General features: G+C 58.7%; 13 protein-coding genes. 4 read left to right on the top strand and 9 right to left on the bottom strand.

What is annotated here, in order from left to right; genetic code table 11:
- Positions 1 to 56 precede the first annotated feature (56 nt).
- The 5 genes from purB to ACV8MC_RS17080 all read right to left on the bottom strand — a co-directional run bounded on the left by purB (position 57) and on the right by ACV8MC_RS17080 (position 6,233).
- On the bottom strand, positions 57 to 1,427 hold the full coding sequence (purB, locus tag ACV8MC_RS17060; protein WP_003223822.1) for an adenylosuccinate lyase: 1,371 nt from the start codon (positions 1,425 to 1,427) through the stop codon (positions 57 to 59).
- A 126-nt stretch (positions 1,428 to 1,553) separates the two neighbouring features.
- Positions 1,554 to 2,177, bottom strand: coding sequence for a high frequency lysogenization protein HflD (gene hflD / locus ACV8MC_RS17065; protein ID WP_039763308.1), 624 nt, complete (start codon positions 2,175 to 2,177; stop codon positions 1,554 to 1,556).
- Positions 2,174 to 3,298, bottom strand: coding sequence for a tRNA 2-thiouridine(34) synthase MnmA (gene mnmA, locus ACV8MC_RS17070; protein ID WP_150634940.1), 1,125 nt, complete (start codon positions 3,296 to 3,298; stop codon positions 2,174 to 2,176). Before mnmA ends, hflD begins: the two co-directional genes overlap by 4 nt.
- Positions 3,299 to 3,357: 59 nt before the next feature.
- Positions 3,358 to 3,804, bottom strand: a complete 447-nt coding sequence (locus ACV8MC_RS17075; protein ID WP_252867866.1) for an NUDIX hydrolase — start codon at positions 3,802 to 3,804, stop codon at positions 3,358 to 3,360.
- Positions 3,805 to 4,007: 203 nt separating this feature from the next.
- Positions 4,008 to 6,233, bottom strand: coding sequence for an NADP-dependent isocitrate dehydrogenase (locus ACV8MC_RS17080; RefSeq protein WP_071172899.1), 2,226 nt, complete (start codon positions 6,231 to 6,233; stop codon positions 4,008 to 4,010).
- 481 nt (positions 6,234 to 6,714) lie between these two features.
- Between ACV8MC_RS17080 and icd the strand changes: the two genes are divergently transcribed.
- Positions 6,715 to 7,971, top strand: a complete 1,257-nt coding sequence (gene icd / locus ACV8MC_RS17085; RefSeq protein ID WP_056788899.1) for an NADP-dependent isocitrate dehydrogenase — start codon at positions 6,715 to 6,717, stop codon at positions 7,969 to 7,971.
- A 77-nt stretch (positions 7,972 to 8,048) separates the two neighbouring features.
- On the opposite strand, the gene ACV8MC_RS17090 is transcribed toward icd, so the two are convergent.
- Positions 8,049 to 8,330, bottom strand: coding sequence for a cold shock domain-containing protein (locus ACV8MC_RS17090; RefSeq protein WP_095182061.1), 282 nt, complete (start codon positions 8,328 to 8,330; stop codon positions 8,049 to 8,051).
- A gap of 224 nt (positions 8,331 to 8,554) precedes the next feature.
- Between ACV8MC_RS17090 and clpS the strand changes: the two genes are divergently transcribed.
- Together clpS and clpA are read left to right on the top strand one after the other, a co-directional pair.
- Positions 8,555 to 8,938 (top strand): ATP-dependent Clp protease adapter ClpS, encoded by a 384-nt coding sequence (clpS, locus tag ACV8MC_RS17095; protein ID WP_011334948.1) that lies wholly within the window; start codon positions 8,555 to 8,557, stop codon positions 8,936 to 8,938.
- 30 nt (positions 8,939 to 8,968) lie between these two features.
- Positions 8,969 to 11,239 (top strand): ATP-dependent Clp protease ATP-binding subunit ClpA, encoded by a 2,271-nt coding sequence (clpA, locus tag ACV8MC_RS17100; RefSeq protein WP_016775266.1) that lies wholly within the window; start codon positions 8,969 to 8,971, stop codon positions 11,237 to 11,239.
- A gap of 691 nt (positions 11,240 to 11,930) precedes the next feature.
- Here clpA and infA read toward each other — a convergent pair.
- The 3 genes from infA to aat form a co-directional block, all read right to left on the bottom strand.
- On the bottom strand, positions 11,931 to 12,149 hold the full coding sequence (gene infA / locus ACV8MC_RS17105) for a translation initiation factor IF-1 (RefSeq protein WP_002553999.1): 219 nt from the start codon (positions 12,147 to 12,149) through the stop codon (positions 11,931 to 11,933).
- Positions 12,150 to 12,261: 112 nt separating this feature from the next.
- Entirely contained in the window at positions 12,262 to 12,969 is a 708-nt protein-coding gene (locus ACV8MC_RS17110; RefSeq protein WP_041477071.1) for an arginyltransferase, read from the bottom strand.
- Between the two features lie 58 nt (positions 12,970 to 13,027).
- The gene (gene aat / locus ACV8MC_RS17115) at positions 13,028 to 13,708 is read right to left on the bottom strand and encodes a leucyl/phenylalanyl-tRNA--protein transferase (protein ID WP_095182060.1); all 681 of its coding nucleotides are present in this window, start codon (positions 13,706 to 13,708) and stop codon (positions 13,028 to 13,030) included.
- A gap of 521 nt (positions 13,709 to 14,229) precedes the next feature.
- Here aat and ftsK point away from each other — a divergent pair.
- Positions 14,230 to 16,638 (top strand): DNA translocase FtsK, encoded by a 2,409-nt coding sequence (ftsK, locus tag ACV8MC_RS17120; RefSeq protein ID WP_041477069.1) that lies wholly within the window; start codon positions 14,230 to 14,232, stop codon positions 16,636 to 16,638.
- Positions 16,639 to 16,654 lie beyond the last annotated feature (16 nt).

Raw genomic sequence — 16,654 nt, forward strand, 5'->3', positions numbered from 1 at the left:
GACGGGAATAAAAACGCCCGGCGCGGCCGGGCGTCTCAAACGGGGCAAACGGTCGATCAGATGCGTTTGGCTTGTGCCACAGCGTTGCCGATGTAGTTGGCCGGGGTCAGTTGCTTGAGCTCGGCTTTGGCTTCGGCTGGCATGTCCAGGCCATCGATGAAAGTCTGCAACGCTTCAGGGCTGATGCCCTTGCCGCGGGTCAGTTCTTTCAGCTTTTCGTACGGGTTTTCGATGTTGTAGCGACGCATCACGGTCTGGATCGGCTCAGCCAATACTTCCCAGCAAGCATCGAGGTCAGCGGCAATCTTCTGCTCGTTGAGCTCGAGTTTGCTGATGCCTTTGAGGCTGGCTTCGTAAGCGATCACGCTGTGGGCGAAGCCGACACCGAGGTTGCGCAGGACGGTGGAGTCGGTCAGGTCGCGCTGCCAGCGGGAGATCGGCAGCTTGCTCGCCAGGTGCTGGAACAATGCGTTGGCGATACCCAGGTTGCCTTCGGAGTTTTCGAAGTCGATCGGGTTGACCTTGTGCGGCATGGTCGACGAACCGATTTCACCAGCGATGGTGCGCTGCTTGAAATAACCCAAGGAGATATAGCCCCAGATGTCGCGGTCGAAGTCGATCAGGATGGTGTTGAAGCGTGCGATAGCGTCGAACAGCTCGGCGATGTAGTCGTGCGGTTCGATCTGCGTGGTGTACGGGTTGAAGCCCAGGCCCAGCTCGTCTTCGATGAAGGCGCGGGCGTTGGCTTCCCAGTCGATCTGCGGATAGGCCGACAGGTGCGCGTTGTAGTTGCCGACAGCGCCGTTGATCTTGCCCAGCAGCGGCACGGCAGCGACTTGAGCGATCTGACGCTCGAGACGGTAAACCACGTTGGCCAGTTCTTTACCCAGAGTAGTCGGCGAAGCCGGCTGGCCGTGGGTGCGCGACAGCATCGGCACGTCGGCGAAACGGATGGCCAGTTCGCGGATGGCGTTGGCGGTCTGGCGCATCAGCGGCAGCATCACGTCGTCACGACCTTCGCGCAGCATCAGGGCGTGGGACAGGTTGTTGATGTCTTCGCTGGTGCAGGCAAAGTGGATGAATTCGCTGACCTTGGCCAGCTCCGGCAGCTTGGCCGCCTGCTCTTTGAGCAGGTATTCGATCGCTTTGACGTCGTGGTTGGTGGTGCGCTCGATCTCTTTGACGCGCTCGGCGTGCTCCAGCGAGAAGTTTTCAGCCAGTTCATTGAGAACGGCGTTGGCCTCGGCGGAGAAGGCTGGCACTTCAGGGATGCCAGCGTGGGCGGCCAGGCGCTGAAGCCAGCGCACTTCAACCAGAACGCGGGCACGGATCAGGCCGTACTCGCTGAAAATCGGGCGCAGGGCCTGGGTTTTGCCGGCGTAGCGGCCGTCAACAGGGGAAACCGCAGTGAGCGAAGAGAGCTGCATGGGGTGTTCTCGGACAGTCGGGCAACGAAATGGGGCGCGTATCATACATGAAAAAATCCGCCGGTCCGTCGCCAACTGACCGGCGTATTACGCGTTACAGACTACAAAGCCTTCGTGACGCGGCGTTTACTCGCTGCGCATCAACGGATAAAGCTCTTTAAGCAACTTGCGGCGGCTGATCACCAACTGCCAGCGATGACCACCGAGCTGACGCCACAGGCGCGCCGAGCGGATACCGGCGAGGAGCAGGGCGCGGATCTTCGAGGCATTGCTCGGCTGTTGCAGGTTGCGCATGTCGCCGTGCACCTGAATGCGCTGGCGCAGAGTGCTCAAAGTGTCCTGGTACAACGCACCGCAAGCGGCCACGACGTTTTCGTGGGCCGGGCCAAAATGCTCCACCTGCGACTGGATCTGCGGCAGGCGTTTGGCAATCGTCTCAAGCATGTCGTCACGCTTGGCCAGTTGCCGTTCCAGACCGAGCATCGACAGCGCGTAGCGCAACGGCTCGCGCTGCAAGGTGCTCGGATCGCGCTCAAGGGCGCCAATCAGCGCGCGATAACCCTCGCGCAGATTGATGTCGTCGCCGCCGTACACGTCCAGCGTATCTTTCGGGTCGCGGACCAGCAGGCTGCCGAGCATGCAACTCAGGCCGGCCTCGTTGGTCTGGCCGGTCTTGGCGATGCGATCGACCAGCACGGCGGCGAGAAACACGCCGCCCAGCGCCGTCAGTTGCTCCTGAGTCGGGCTCATGCCTGGCCGCTCCACGGCTCGGCCACTTCGATCACGCCGCCACCCAAGCAGATTTCACCGTCATAGAACACCACCGATTGGCCCGGCGTCACCGCGCGTTGCGGTTCGTCGAACACGGCGCGATAACCGCTGGCGGTTTTTTCCAGGGTGCAGGCCTGATCGCTCTGGCGATAGCGCACTTTCGCCGTCAGGCGCAGCGGCTGGCTCAGGTCGATCGGGTTGACCCAGTAGATTTCCGAAGCGAGCAGGGCGCTGGAGAACAGCCACGGATGGTTGTTGCCCTGGCCGACGATCAGCTCGTTGCTCTGCAGATCCTTGCGCAGCACGTACCACGGCTCGTCACCGGCATCCTTCAAGCCGCCGATGCCGAGGCCCTGACGCTGGCCGATGGTGTGGTACATCAAGCCGTGGTGACGGCCGATGACTTCGCCTTCGGTGGTCTTGATCTCGCCCGGTTGTGCCGGCAGGTATTGCTTGAGAAAATCGCTGAAACGGCGCTCGCCGATGAAGCAGATCCCGGTGGAATCCTTCTTCTTGGCGGTGGCCAGTTCGTACTTCTCGGCAATCTCGCGCACTTGCGGCTTTTCCAGTTCGCCGACCGGGAACAGGGTCTTGGCGATTTGTTCGCCGCCGACGGCGTGCAGGAAATAGCTCTGATCCTTGTTCGGATCGAGGCCCTTGAGCAGTTCGGTGCGATCATCGATATCACGGCGGCGCACGTAGTGGCCGGTGGCGATCAGGTCGGCGCCGAGCATCATCGCGTAGTCGAGGAACGCTTTGAACTTGATCTCGCGGTTGCACAGAATGTCCGGGTTCGGCGTGCGCCCGGCCTTGTATTCGGCGAGGAAGTGCTCGAACACGTTGTCCCAGTACTCGGCGGCGAAGTTGGCGGTGTGCAGCTTGATGCCGATCTTGTCGCAGACAGCCTGAGCATCCGCCAGGTCGTCCATGGCGGTGCAGTATTCCGTTCCGTCGTCTTCTTCCCAGTTCTTCATGAACAGGCCTTCCACTTCGTAACCCTGCTCGATCAGCAGAAGGGCAGAAACGGAAGAGTCCACGCCGCCGGACATGCCGACAATGACGCGCTTCTTGGATGTGTCAGAAGGGGCTGGATCACGCATAGGGATTCAATGAGTGTCTTGGAAAAGGGCGCGATTCTATCAGGCTCGCGGCCGCAAGGCTAAAGAGAAGGGCGGATCAGTTCGAGGCTGAAGTGATGACCGGCCAGATAATCGTCGATGCAGCGGATGATCAGCTCGCTGCGCCAGTTGTCACGCTGGGCGATTAATTCGTCGCGGGTCAGCCACTTGGCGCCGACAATTCCGTCGTCAAGCTGGAAATCCGGGTGATGCTGCACGGCTTTGGCGCTGAAGCATATGCGCTGGTAAGTCACGCCGTTGCTCGGTGCGGTGTACAGATAAATGCCGATCACGCCTGTCGGCTCGACGTCCCAGCCGGTTTCTTCGAGGGTTTCGCGAATGGCCGCATCGATCAGGGTTTCATCCGGATCGAGATGGCCGGCGGGCTGGTTGAGCACATTGCGCCCACCTTTGTGCTCTTCGACCATCAGGAAGCGACCGTTGTCCTCGACGATGGTGGCGACGGTGATGTGGGGGAGCCATTCCATAAAACCTTCCTCAATCTATTGGTTAAACCCCAATCCCTGTGGGAGCTGGCTTGCCAGCGATAGCGGTGGTTCAGTCACCATCCATGCTGGATGATAAACCGCCATCGCTGGCAAGCCAGCTCCCACAAAGTTTTGTGGTGATCACAAAACCCGGAAACACAAACCCCGGCACAAGGCCGGGGTCTGTTCACCGCATTACAACCTTAAACCAGCGCAGCAATCGCCGCGTTGAAGGTTGCGCTTGGACGCATGGCCTTGCTGATCAGCTCGGCGTCGGCGTGGTAGTAACCGCCGATGTCGACTGGCTTGCCCTGAACGGCGTTGAGCTCGGCAACGATGGTTGCCTCGTTCTCGGTCAGGGTTTTGGCCAGAGTCGCGAACTGCGCTTGCAGTGCAGCGTCTTCGGTCTGGGCAGCCAGGGCCTGAGCCCAGTACATCGCCAGGTAGAAGTGGCTGCCGCGGTTGTCGATGTTGCCGACCTTGCGCGATGGCGACTTGTTGTTGTCGAGGAACTGGCCGGTGGCCTGGTCCAGGGTTTTCGACAGCACCAGTGCTTTCGGGTTGTTGTAGTTCACGCCCAGGTGCTCAAGGGAAGCGGCGAGGGCAAGGAACTCACCCAGCGAATCCCAGCGCAGGAAGTTTTCTTCAACCAGTTGCTGCACGTGCTTCGGAGCCGAACCGCCGGCGCCGGTTTCGAACAGACCACCGCCGTTCATCAGCGGCACGATCGACAGCATCTTGGCGCTGGTGCCCAGTTCCATGATCGGGAACAGGTCGGTCAGGTAGTCGCGCAGTACGTTGCCGGTCACCGAAATGGTGTCCTTGCCTTCGCGGGTGCGCTGCAGGGTGTACTTCATCGCGTCGACCGGCGCCATGATCTGGATGTCCAGACCGCTGGTGTCGTGGTCCTTCAGGTAGGCCTGAACCTTCTCGATCACCACGCCATCGTGAGCGCGCATCGGGTCGAGCCAGAAGATCGCCGGCGTGCTGCTCGCGCGAGCACGGTTGACGGCCAGTTTGACCCAGTCCTGGATCGGCGCGTCTTTGGTCTGGCACATGCGGAAGATGTCGCCGGCTTCGACAGCCTGTTCCATCAGCAGCTTGCCTTTGCTGTCGGTGACGCGAACAACGCCGTCAGCCTTGATCTGGAAGGTCTTGTCGTGCGAGCCGTACTCTTCGGCTTTCTTCGCCATCAAACCGACGTTCGGCACGCTGCCCATGGTGGTCGGGTCGAAAGCGCCGTTGGCTTTGCAATCTTCGATCACAGCCTGGTAGATGGTCGCGTAGCAACGATCCGGGATCACAGCCTTGGTGTCGTGCAGCTGACCGTCGGTGCCCCACATCTTGCCGGAGTCACGGATCATCGCTGGCATCGAGGCGTCGACGATGACGTCGCTAGGCACGTGCAGGTTGGTGATGCCTTTGTCGGAGTTGACCATCGCCAGCGACGGACGAACGGCGTAGACCGCTGCGATATCGGCTTCGATCTGCGCTTGCTGCTCGGCCGGCAGGGCCTTGATGCGCGCGTACAGATCGCCGATGCCGTTGTTCAGATTGAAGCCGATCTGGTTCAGCACGTCAGCGTGCTTGGTCAGTGCGTCTTTATAGAACTCGGCAACGATCTGGCCGAACATGATCGGGTCGGAGACCTTCATCATGGTCGCTTTCAGGTGAACCGAGAGCAGCACGCCCTGGGCCTTGGCGCTTTCGATCTCGGCAGCGATGAACGCACGCAAGGCGTTTTTGCTCATCACGGCGCAGTCAAGGATCTCGCCAGCCTGAACGGTGGTTTTTTCTTTCAGAACGGTGGCAGCACCGTCCTTGGCGATCAGTTCGATCTTCACAGCGTCAGCGGCGTCGATCAGGACAGCTTTTTCGCTGCCGTAGAAATCGCCGGTGCTCATGTGCGCGACGTGAGACTTGGAGTCCTTGGCCCAGGCGCCCATTTTGTGCGGGTGCTTGCGCGCATAGTTCTTCACCGACAGTGGAGCGCGGCGGTCGGAGTTGCCTTCACGCAGAACCGGGTTCACGGCGCTGCCCTTGACCTTGTCGTAACGCGCCTTGGCGTCTTTGTCGGCGTCGCTGGTCACGGTTTCCGGGTAGTCCGGCAGGTTGTAGCCCTGCGCCTGCAGCTCTTTGATCGCGGCTTGCAGCTGTGGCACCGAAGCACTGATGTTCGGCAGCTTGATGATGTTGGCTTCAGGCGTAACGGCCAGGTCGCCCAGTTCGGCGAGGTGGTCGGCTACGGCTTTGTCGCCCAGTTGCTCGGGGAAGCTTGCCAGGATGCGCGCTGCAAGAGAGATATCGCGGGTTTCCACGGCGATATCGGCCGAGGCGGTGTAAGCCTCGATGATCGGCAGCAGGGAATAGGTGGCGAGGGCAGGAGCTTCGTCGGTGAAGGTATAGATGATCTTCGAGCGGGTGGGCATATTCGGATTAACTCTCTCTTCTTTGCTAAAGCGTGCGCAGAAACTCGAGGGGCGCCGGGTAAGCGCGTTCGTTCAAAGTCATCCATGAACCGAATGTCGAGATTCTTCGCGGTGATGTTGGGTGCATCAGTAGAGCGTCAAGCAGTCAGGCTGCGGTAACAACCCGACCAATCAGGCGGAAAGTCTCGTGCTAGAGAGGCCAGCCGTCGTGACCCTGTGGTCAGCGGGCGGCATTATACATAGGTAGCTGGCAATCTGCCGATGGTTCATATGCAACGATTCTCGTCCATTGGTCTAAAGGTCGCAGGGCGCGACCGGGCAAAGACTCGTTACGAATGCTGGAGTTTGGCGCTTTTCCCTTTGCTTTCAGGCTTGTAGGAAACGAGATGTGCGCGGCGCAGGAACATAGGGTTTGCGTGTTGATTCAACTGGGTTACGCTCGAAGCAAGCCAGGTGTTCAATCCAAACAATGGAGTTCAGCATGGGTTACAAGAAGATTCAGGTTCCAGCCGTCGGCGACAAAATCACCGTCAATGCAGACCATTCTCTCAATGTTCCTGATAACCCGATCATCCCCTTCATCGAAGGTGACGGTATTGGTGTCGACATCAGTCCGGTGATGATCAAGGTTGTCGATGCTGCTGTTGAAAAGGCCTACGGCGGCAAGCGCAAGATTTCCTGGATGGAAGTCTACGCCGGCGAAAAGGCCACTCAGGTTTATGACCAGGACACCTGGCTGCCGCAGGAAACCCTCGACGCGGTCAAGGATTACGTGGTTTCGATCAAAGGCCCGCTGACCACTCCGGTCGGTGGCGGCATCCGCTCGCTGAACGTGGCCCTGCGTCAGCAGCTCGACCTGTACGTCTGCCTGCGCCCGGTGCGCTGGTTCGAAGGCGTGCCAAGCCCGGTGAAAAAGCCCGGCGATGTCGACATGACCATCTTCCGCGAGAACTCCGAAGACATTTACGCCGGTATCGAATGGAAGGCCGGTTCGCCGGAAGCCACCAAGGTCATCAAATTCCTTAAAGAAGAAATGGGCGTCACCAAGATCCGTTTCGACGAAAACTGCGGCATCGGCGTCAAGCCGGTCTCCCGCGAAGGCACCAGGCGTCTGGCGCGCAAGGCTCTGCAATACGTGGTCGACAATGACCGCGACTCGCTGACCATCGTGCACAAAGGCAACATCATGAAGTTCACCGAAGGTGCCTTCAAGGAATGGGCCTACGAAGTGGCGGCCGAAGAATTCGGTGCGACGCTGCTCGATGGCGGTCCGTGGATGCAGTTCAAGAACCCGAAAACCGGCAAGAACGTTGTGGTCAAGGACGCCATCGCCGATGCCATGCTCCAGCAGATCCTGCTGCGCCCGGCCGAATACGATGTCATCGCTACGCTTAACCTCAACGGTGACTACCTGTCTGACGCCCTGGCGGCGGAAGTGGGCGGTATCGGTATCGCGCCGGGTGCCAACCTGTCCGACACCGTAGCGATGTTCGAGGCGACCCACGGTACCGCACCGAAATACGCCGGCAAGGATCAGGTCAACCCGGGCTCGCTGATTCTCTCGGCCGAGATGATGTTGCGTCACATGGGCTGGACTGAAGCGGCGGACCTGATCATCAAGGGCACCAACGGTGCGATCGGCGCGAAGACTGTTACTTATGATTTCGAGCGTTTGATGGATGGCGCGAAGCTGGTTTCGTCCTCCGGGTTCGGAGATGCGCTGATTTCGCATATGTAAAAGTTGCAGGCACGCAAAAACCGCCTGACTCGATGGGTTGAGTCAGGCGGTTTTTTATGACCGAATGTTTTGAGGCTTCAACTGGTTGCCGTTTGTTTTTCCGTGGCAATCGAGCTCGGCGCCGAAGCGACTTCGACCGAAGTTATCTTCACGGCATGCAAGCCTTTAGGGCCTTGAACGATCTCGAAGTTCACCGCCTGACCCGCTTTCAGGGTCTTGTACCCATCCATTTCAATGGCCGAGTAGTGGGCAAAGAAATCAATGTCCTTGCCATCCTCATCGCGACCTTCCCGGGCGTCGGTATTGATAAAGCCGAATCCCTTGGCATTGTTGAACCATTTCACCTTGCCGACAGCCATGCTCAAATCCCTCTGCAACAGACTCCATCGCTGGAGTATCATCCACGACATCCGCAATCGAATTCGATAAAAGAATTGACTCCGCGGATCTTTTTTACCCACTGTGGGCTCTATTGGTTGTAACACCGTTTTCCCGATAGTCAAGGTGACCGGGCAGTCGTAGTTGAAAACGTGTGCAACCGCCCCCACCACTGTATTCGCACAACTGACGAACCTTTTTTTCCATGCATGCAATCAGCCAGATTCGACTAACATTCAATCAGGATCGCCCGCTTCTCCAAAAGGATCTTCCACAGGAGCACGACGACGATTCGGCAGGCGTTGCTGTTCAGGAAGCAAAGCCCGCGTTACAGGCGCCGCCGATGTACAAGGTGGTTTTGTTCAACGATGACTACACACCGATGGATTTCGTCGTCGAAGTGCTCGAGGTGTTTTTTAACCTGAATCGCGAGCTGGCGACCAAGGTCATGCTGGCCGTCCATACAGAAGGACGGGCAGTATGTGGAGTGTTTACCCGCGACATCGCCGAGACAAAGGCCATGCAGGTCAACCAGTACGCCAGGGAAAGCCAGCATCCGCTACTCTGTGAAATCGAGAAGGACGGTTAATCGCCGACCACTTGGGTATGAGGTGAAGCTATGTTAAACCGCGAGCTCGAAGTCACCCTCAATCTTGCCTTCAAGGAGGCTCGTTCGAAGCGTCATGAGTTCATGACCGTCGAACATCTCCTGCTGGCCCTATTGGATAATGAGGCTGCCGCCACCGTTTTGCGTGCCTGCGGCGCAAACCTCGACAAACTCAAGCATGATCTGCAGGAGTTCATCGACTCCACCACGCCATTGATCCCCGTGCATGACGAGGATCGCGAAACCCAGCCAACCCTGGGCTTCCAGCGTGTCCTGCAGCGTGCTGTTTTTCACGTACAGAGCTCGGGCAAGCGCGAAGTGACCGGCGCCAACGTGCTGGTCGCCATCTTCAGTGAGCAAGAGAGTCAGGCCGTGTTCCTGCTGAAACAGCAGAGCGTGGCGCGCATCGATGTCGTCAACTACATCGCCCACGGCATTTCGAAAGTACCGGGGCACGGCGATCACTCTGAAGGTGAACAAGATATGCAGGACGACGAGGGCGGTGAGTCTTCTTCTTCAGGCAATCCTCTGGATGCTTATGCCAGTAACCTCAACGAACTCGCGCGCCAGGGTCGCATTGATCCGTTGGTTGGTCGTGAGTCGGAAGTCGAGCGTGTCGCGCAGATTCTTGCGCGCCGGCGCAAGAACAATCCGCTGCTGGTGGGTGAGGCAGGCGTGGGTAAAACCGCGATTGCCGAAGGCCTGGCCAAGCGCATCGTCGACAATCAGGTGCCGGATCTGCTGGCCAATGCGGTTGTTTATTCGCTCGACCTCGGCGCTCTGCTCGCGGGTACCAAGTATCGCGGTGATTTCGAGAAGCGCTTCAAGGCGCTGCTCAATGAGCTGAAGAAACGTCCGCAGGCGATCCTGTTCATCGACGAGATCCACACCATCATCGGTGCGGGCGCAGCGTCCGGTGGCGTGATGGATGCATCCAATCTGCTCAAGCCGCTGCTGTCGTCTGGCGACATTCGCTGCATCGGTTCGACCACGTTCCAGGAATTTCGCGGCATCTTCGAGAAGGACCGTGCCTTGGCACGTCGATTCCAGAAGGTCGATGTCGTCGAGCCGTCGGTGGAAGACACCATCGGTATCCTGCGTGGCCTGAAAGGGCGTTTCGAGCAGCATCACAATATCGAATACAGCGATGAGTCGTTGCGTGCCGCTGCCGAACTGGCGTCGCGCTACATCAATGACCGGCACATGCCAGACAAGGCCATCGACGTGATCGATGAGGCGGGCGCCTACCAGCGTCTGCAACCGGTGGAGATGCGCGTCAAGCGTATCGAAGTGCCACAGGTCGAGGACATCGTCGCGAAGATCGCACGGATTCCGCCAAAGCACGTCACCAGTTCCGACAAGGAGCTGCTGCGTAACCTGGAGCGTGACCTGAAGCTTACGGTGTTTGGTCAGGACGCGGCGATCGATTCGCTGTCCACTGCGATCAAGCTGTCCCGTGCCGGGCTCAAATCGCCGGACAAGCCGGTCGGTTCGTTCCTGTTTGCCGGGCCTACCGGTGTCGGTAAAACCGAGGCCGCGCGACAGCTGGCCAAGGCGCTGGGGATCGAGTTGGTGCGTTTCGACATGTCCGAGTACATGGAGCGTCACACCGTATCGCGTCTGATCGGTGCCCCTCCAGGCTATGTCGGTTTCGACCAGGGCGGTCTGCTGACCGAAGCGATCACCAAGCAGCCACATTGCGTATTGCTCCTCGACGAAATCGAGAAGGCGCATCCGGAAGTCTTCAACCTGCTGTTGCAGGTCATGGACCACGGCACGCTGACCGACAACAACGGGCGCAAGGCGGACTTCCGCAATGTGATCGTGATCATGACCACCAACGCCGGTGCAGAGACGGCAGCGCGGGCTTCGATCGGTTTCACCCATCAGGACCACTCGTCCGATGCGATGGAAGTGATCAAGAAGAGCTTCACGCCGGAATTCCGTAACCGTCTGGACACCATTATCCAGTTTGGTCGCCTCAGCCATGAGGTCATCAAAAGTGTGGTGGACAAGTTCCTCACCGAGCTTCAGGCGCAGCTGGAAGACAAGCGTGTGTTGCTTGAGGTTACTGATGCGGCACGCAGCTGGCTGGCGGCGGGTGGTTATGACTCGGCGATGGGCGCACGTCCAATGGCGCGTCTGATCCAGGACAAGATCAAGCGTCCGCTGGCGGAGGAGATTCTGTTTGGCGAACTGGCCGAGCATGGCGGTGTGGTGCACATCGACATCAAGGATGGGGAGTTGACGTTCGACTTCGAAACCACGGCTGAGATGGCCTGACGGTCGTATATCAAGAGGGCGCCTTCGGGCGCCTTTTTGTTGCTCGTTGTTTGGTGGGTTTGGGTGAATATCCGTTGCTTCGGTAGTGGCCACTGACGGTTTCGCCTGACGGCGACTTACTTTTTTACAAGCGCCAAAAAAAGTAAGCAAAAAACGCTAGCTCCTACGTTCGGCCCTCGCAGGCTCGGGTTCCTTCGCTCCGGGATCGATCCGGGCGCAGCGGCTCCGGTTTGCTTCGCTGCACCTCCTTCCGCTGTGTCTGGCTGCGCCAGACGGTCGCTGCGCTCCCACCCCCGGATCAATCCCTCCACTCAGCCTTCCGACGTCGCCGGTGAATCAAGATCAAAAGCGGTACTCGAGCTAAAGCTCATTGTGTAGGAGCTGCCGGAGGCTGCGATCTTTTGCCTTTGCCTTTGCCTTTGCCTTTGCCTTTGCCTTTGCCTTTGCCTTTGCCTTTGCTTTTCTGTGGGAGCGAGCCTGCTCGCGAAGGCGGCCTGCAGGTCAACCCGTTTCTATCGAATTCACGCGATCCAACCGGAGCTGCCGAAGGCTGCGATCTTTTGATCTGCTTGCTGTAGAGCGAAACCGCCAGCGGCAACACCCGCAGCAACGATTAAGTCCCCAGCCTCCAAACCTCAAAACGCAGACACAAAAACGCCCGGCATAACCCGGGCGTTCTGTATTGACTTGATTAACGAGCGCGGTAAGTGATCCGCCCTTTGCTCAAGTCATAGGGCGTCAGCTCGACGCGCACTTTGTCACCGGTAAGAATACGAATGTAGTTCTTGCGCATCTTGCCGGAAATATGCGCGGTTACGACGTGCCCATTTTCCAACTCCACACGAAACATGGTGTTGGGCAGGGTGTCGACGACAGTGCCTTCCATTTCGAAGCTGTCTTCTTTCGACATGCAGTAAAGCCCTCGGTATCCAATGAATGGCCCGGTGCAACTGCGCCAGGCAAAAGCGGCGTGCATTGTGCCCGAAAAATGGTGTTTACGCCAAGGGGTTTAGGCCGCGGGTTCAGTTCAGGATGACCCAGCGCTGATTGATCAGCAATTCGATGGGCCGATATTGCGTTTTGTAGTTCATCTTTTTGCAGTTCTTGATCCAGTAACCCAAGTACACGGCCTCAAGGCCCAGACGCTGGCTCTCGGCGATTTGCCAGAGGATTGCGTAACGGCCGAGGCTGCGGCGTTCTTCGTTCGGTTCGTAGAAGGTGTACACCGCTGACAAACCGTTGGGCAGCAGATCGGTCACCGCCACCGCGAGCAACCGTCCGTCGAGTCGAAACTCGTAGAAGCGCGAGAAGGGCAGGTCACGCACCAGGAACGTCGAGAACTGATCGCGGCTTGGCGGGTACATGTCGCCGTCGGCATGGCGCTGTTCTATGTAGCGCTGGTACAGGTCGAAATATTCTTCGCTGAAGTGCGGTTTGACCGGCTGCACCTGCAAATCCGCGTTGCGTTTGTAGATGCGCTTTTGCTGGCGATTGGTGATGAATTGTGCGGAGGGAATGCGCGCAGGCACGCACGCATTGCAATTCTGGCAATGCGGCCGGTACAAATGATCGCCGCTGCGACGAAAGCCCATTTCCGACAGGTCTGCGTAGACATGCACATCCATGGGCTGACTCGGGTCGAGAAACAGCGTCGTGGCCTGCTCCTCGGGCAGATAACTGCAAGAGTGGGGCTGAGTGGCATAAAACTTCAAACGCGCCAACTCGGTCATGAATCAACCCTCGGGATAAGCTGGTGGATTAAGTGTAAGCCACCTGCGCAAAAGTCGCTCAGCAAACCCAGGTCGCTGAATTCGGTTGATCGAGATGGCGCCGCAGATAGTCGGCGAATTCGCCGCGCGGAATCGACCGCGCACCGAGGCTGTGCAGGTGATCGGTCGGCATCTGGCAGTCGATCAGCACAAATCCGGCGGCTTTCAAATGCTGGACCAGCGTGGCAAAGCCATATTTGGACGCGTTGTCAGCGCGGCTGAACATCGACTCGCCAAAAAACAGTTGGCCCATCGCCAGGCCGTACAGGCCGCCGACCAGCTGTCCCTCGTCCCAGACCTCAACCGAATGAGCGAAACCGCGCCGATGCAATTCTACGTAAGCATCCTGCATGGCCTCGGTGATCCAGGTGCCGTCGGCGTAGTCACGCGGGGCAGCGCAGGCGCGGATGACGGCGTCGAAATCCTGATCGAAGGTCACTTGATAGCGTTGCTTGCGCAGCAGCTTGCCGAGACTGCGCGAGACGTGCAGTTCGTCGGGAAACAGCACGGTGCGAGGGTCTGGCGACCACCAGAGAATGGGTTGGCCTTCGGAGAACCAGGGAAAGCAGCCATGGCGATAGGCCTGGATCAGTCGATCGGCGGAAAGATCGCCGCCGGCAGCGAGCAATCCGTTCGGCTCGCGCATGGCTTTTTCCAGTGGCGGAAAGGTCAGGGAGTTACGTTGTAACCAAGTCAGCATGGCATCCAGGCTTGCAGAAGGGGAGGGCAGTCAGGGGCGTGCAGGCCCCGCGAAAGAGTTTGCCGCGAAACGGCGCCGCTGTCCTGCACAGATGTCTGCTGCTGTGAGCATTGAGCTGCAACTTGATGTGTCGCCCGTGGTCGTAAGCGTCACCGTACCGATGCTGTCGAGCATTCCTGTGAGCCTGATCCGGCCAGGTTCGCTACGTTCATCAAATACAGCTCATAAGCCTTTGTCACAAAAGAGAATGCATGCTCCAATTGCAACGCAGTGCATGTACGTTTGGCTATGCTCAAGGCTGGGGTCTCAAACATGGCATCGGACGCACAAACCCGTACAATGCCGGGTTGTGACAGGCTATACGCTGCGCACAGTGTTTATGGCTGTGTTTATAAAACCAGTGGCACAGTGTTAAAAGTAGTCCCAGTTGAGCTTTTCACCTTTTTTACCTGCCTGGATTGGGCAGTTTTTTATCGTCATTCAATAGATGGACGCGCCTCGGGCGCAGGAAAAGAAGCGTTTTGAAGAAGACCACCGAAGCACCCAAAACAGTCGTTCCGCTCTGGCGCCAGCAACTGCACTACCGGCTCAAGGAAGGTGCATTGATCGCCATTGGCGCTTTGTGCCTGTTCCTGATGATGGCTTTGCTGACCTACGGCAAGGACGATCCGGGGTGGAGCCATAACAGCAAGATCGACGATGTGCAGAACTTCGGCGGCCCGGCCGGCTCGTACAGCGCCGATATCCTGTTCATGGTGCTCGGTTACTTCGCCTATATCTTTCCGTTGCTGCTGGCGGTCAAGGCGTACCAGATCTTCCGTCAACGCCACGAACCATGGCAGTGGAGCGGCTGGCTGTTTTCCTGGCGTCTGATCGGCCTGGTATTCCTCGTGCTCTCCGGTGCTGCGCTGGCGCACATTCATTTCCATGCCGCGACCGGTCTGCCGGCCGGTGCTGGCGGTGCCCTGGGCGAAAGCCTTGGCGATCTGGCGAAGAATGCGCTGAACATCCAGGGCAGCACGCTGTTGTTCATCGCTCTGTTCCTGTTCGGCCTGACCGTATTCACCGACCTGTCGTGGTTCAAGGTGATGGACGTCACCGGCAAGATCACCCTCGATCTGTTCGAGCTGTTCCAGGGCGCGCTCAACCGCTGGTGGTCGGCGCGCACTGAACGCAAGCAACTGGTTGCGCAACTGCGTGAGGTTGATGACCGCGTCCACGATGTGGTCGCACCGACTGTCACCGACAAACGCGAACAGGCCAAGGTCAAGGAACGCCTGATCGAGCGTGAGCAAGCGTTGAGCAAGCACATGTCCGACCGCGAGAAGCAGGTGCCACCGGTGATCGCGCCGGCACCGGCCAAGGCGCCGGAGCCGAGCAAGCGCGTGCAGAAAGAGAAGCAGGCGCCGTTGTTCGTCGACAGCGCGGTCGAAGGCACCTTGCCGCCGATCTCGATTCTTGATCCTGCGGAAAAGAAACAGCTCAACTATTCGCCTGAGTCCTTGGCAGCAGTCGGCCACTTGCTGGAAATCAAGCTCAAGGAATTCGGCGTCGAAGTCACCGTTGATTCGATCCATCCGGGTCCAGTGATTACCCGATACGAAATCCAGCCTGCCGCCGGGGTAAAAGTCAGCCGCATCGCCAACCTGGCCAAAGACCTGGCGCGTTCGCTGGCGGTGACCAGTGTGCGGGTGGTCGAGGTGATTCCGGGCAAGACCACTGTCGGTATCGAGATTCCCAACGAAGACCGCCAGATCGTACGTTTCTCCGAGGTGCTGTCGACCCCCGAGTACGACAACTTCAAATCCCCGGTCACCCTGGCGCTCGGTCACGATATCGGCGGCAAGCCGGTCATCACCGACCTGGCGAAGATGCCGCACTTGCTGGTGGCCGGTACCACCGGTTCCGGTAAGTCCGTGGGCGTGAACGCGATGATTCTGTCGATCCTGTTCAAGTCCGGCCCTGACGACGCCAAGCTGATCATGATCGACCCGAAAATGCTTGAGCTGTCGATCTACGAAGGCATTCCGCACCTGCTCTGCCCGGTTGTGACCGACATGAAGGACGCTGCCAACGCCTTGCGCTGGAGCGTTGCCGAGATGGAGCGTCGCTACAAGCTGATGGCGAAAATGGGCGTGCGTAACCTGTCCGGCTTCAACGCCAAGGTCAAGGAAGCCCAGGATGCCGGCGAGCCGTTGAGCGATCCGCTGTACAAGCGCGAAAGCATTCACGACGAAGCGCCGCTGCTGCAGAAACTGCCGACCATCGTCGTAGTGGTGGACGAATTCGCCGACATGATGATGATCGTCGGCAAGAAGGTTGAAGAGCTGATCGCACGTATTGCGCAAAAGGCGCGTGCGGCGGGGATTCACTTGATTCTTGCCACCCAGCGCCCGTCGGTGGACGTGATCACTGGTCTGATCAAAGCCAACATCCCGACTCGTATGGCGTTTCAGGTATCGAGCAAGATCGACTCGCGAACCATCATCGACCAGGGTGGCGCCGAGCAACTGCTCGGTCACGGTGACATGCTCTACATGCCGCCGGGCACCAGTTTGCCGATCCGGGTTCACGGCGCGTTCGTCTCCGACGATGAGGTTCACCGCGTGGTCGAGGCCTGGAAATTGCGCGGTGCGCCTGAGTACAACGACGACATTCTCAACGGTGTCGAAGAGGCGGGCAGCGGCTTTGAAGGCAGCAGCGGTGGTGGCGACGGTGATGATCCGGAAGCCGACGCGCTGTATGACGAAGCGGTGCAGTTCGTCCTCGAAAGTCGTCGTGCGTCGATTTCCGCTGTGCAGCGCAAGCTGAAGATCGGCTACAACCGTGCCGCGCGGATGATCGAGGCGATGGAAATGGCCGGCGTCGTTACCTCAATGAACACCAACGGTTCGCGTGAAGTCCTGGCCCCGGGCCCGGTACGCGACTGAAACGCAACGACTCGAG

Source organism: Pseudomonas sp. PK-RTE-24 (genome assembly GCF_054052265.1).

Excerpts from the sequence above, each read along its gene's own strand:
- icd (WP_056788899.1), top strand. The coding sequence starts at position 6,715 with ATGGGTTACAAGAAGATTCAGGTTCCAGCCGTCGGCGACAAAATCACC.
- clpA (WP_016775266.1), top strand. The coding sequence starts at position 8,969 with ATGTTAAACCGCGAGCTCGAAGTCACCCTCAATCTTGCCTTCAAGGAG.
- ACV8MC_RS17080 (WP_071172899.1), bottom strand. The coding sequence starts at position 6,233 with ATGCCCACCCGCTCGAAGATCATCTATACCTTCACCGACGAAGCTCCT.
- infA (WP_002553999.1), bottom strand. The coding sequence starts at position 12,149 with ATGTCGAAAGAAGACAGCTTCGAAATGGAAGGCACTGTCGTCGACACC.
- clpS (WP_011334948.1), top strand. The coding sequence starts at position 8,555 with ATGCATGCAATCAGCCAGATTCGACTAACATTCAATCAGGATCGCCCG.
- mnmA (WP_150634940.1), bottom strand. The coding sequence starts at position 3,298 with ATGCGTGATCCAGCCCCTTCTGACACATCCAAGAAGCGCGTCATTGTC.
- aat (WP_095182060.1), bottom strand. The coding sequence starts at position 13,708 with ATGCTGACTTGGTTACAACGTAACTCCCTGACCTTTCCGCCACTGGAA.
- ACV8MC_RS17110 (WP_041477071.1), bottom strand. The coding sequence starts at position 12,969 with ATGACCGAGTTGGCGCGTTTGAAGTTTTATGCCACTCAGCCCCACTCT.
- purB (WP_003223822.1), bottom strand. The coding sequence starts at position 1,427 with ATGCAGCTCTCTTCGCTCACTGCGGTTTCCCCTGTTGACGGCCGCTAC.
- ACV8MC_RS17090 (WP_095182061.1), bottom strand. The coding sequence starts at position 8,330 with ATGGCTGTCGGCAAGGTGAAATGGTTCAACAATGCCAAGGGATTCGGC.
- ACV8MC_RS17075 (WP_252867866.1), bottom strand. The coding sequence starts at position 3,804 with ATGGAATGGCTCCCCCACATCACCGTCGCCACCATCGTCGAGGACAAC.
- hflD (WP_039763308.1), bottom strand. The coding sequence starts at position 2,177 with ATGAGCCCGACTCAGGAGCAACTGACGGCGCTGGGCGGCGTGTTTCTC.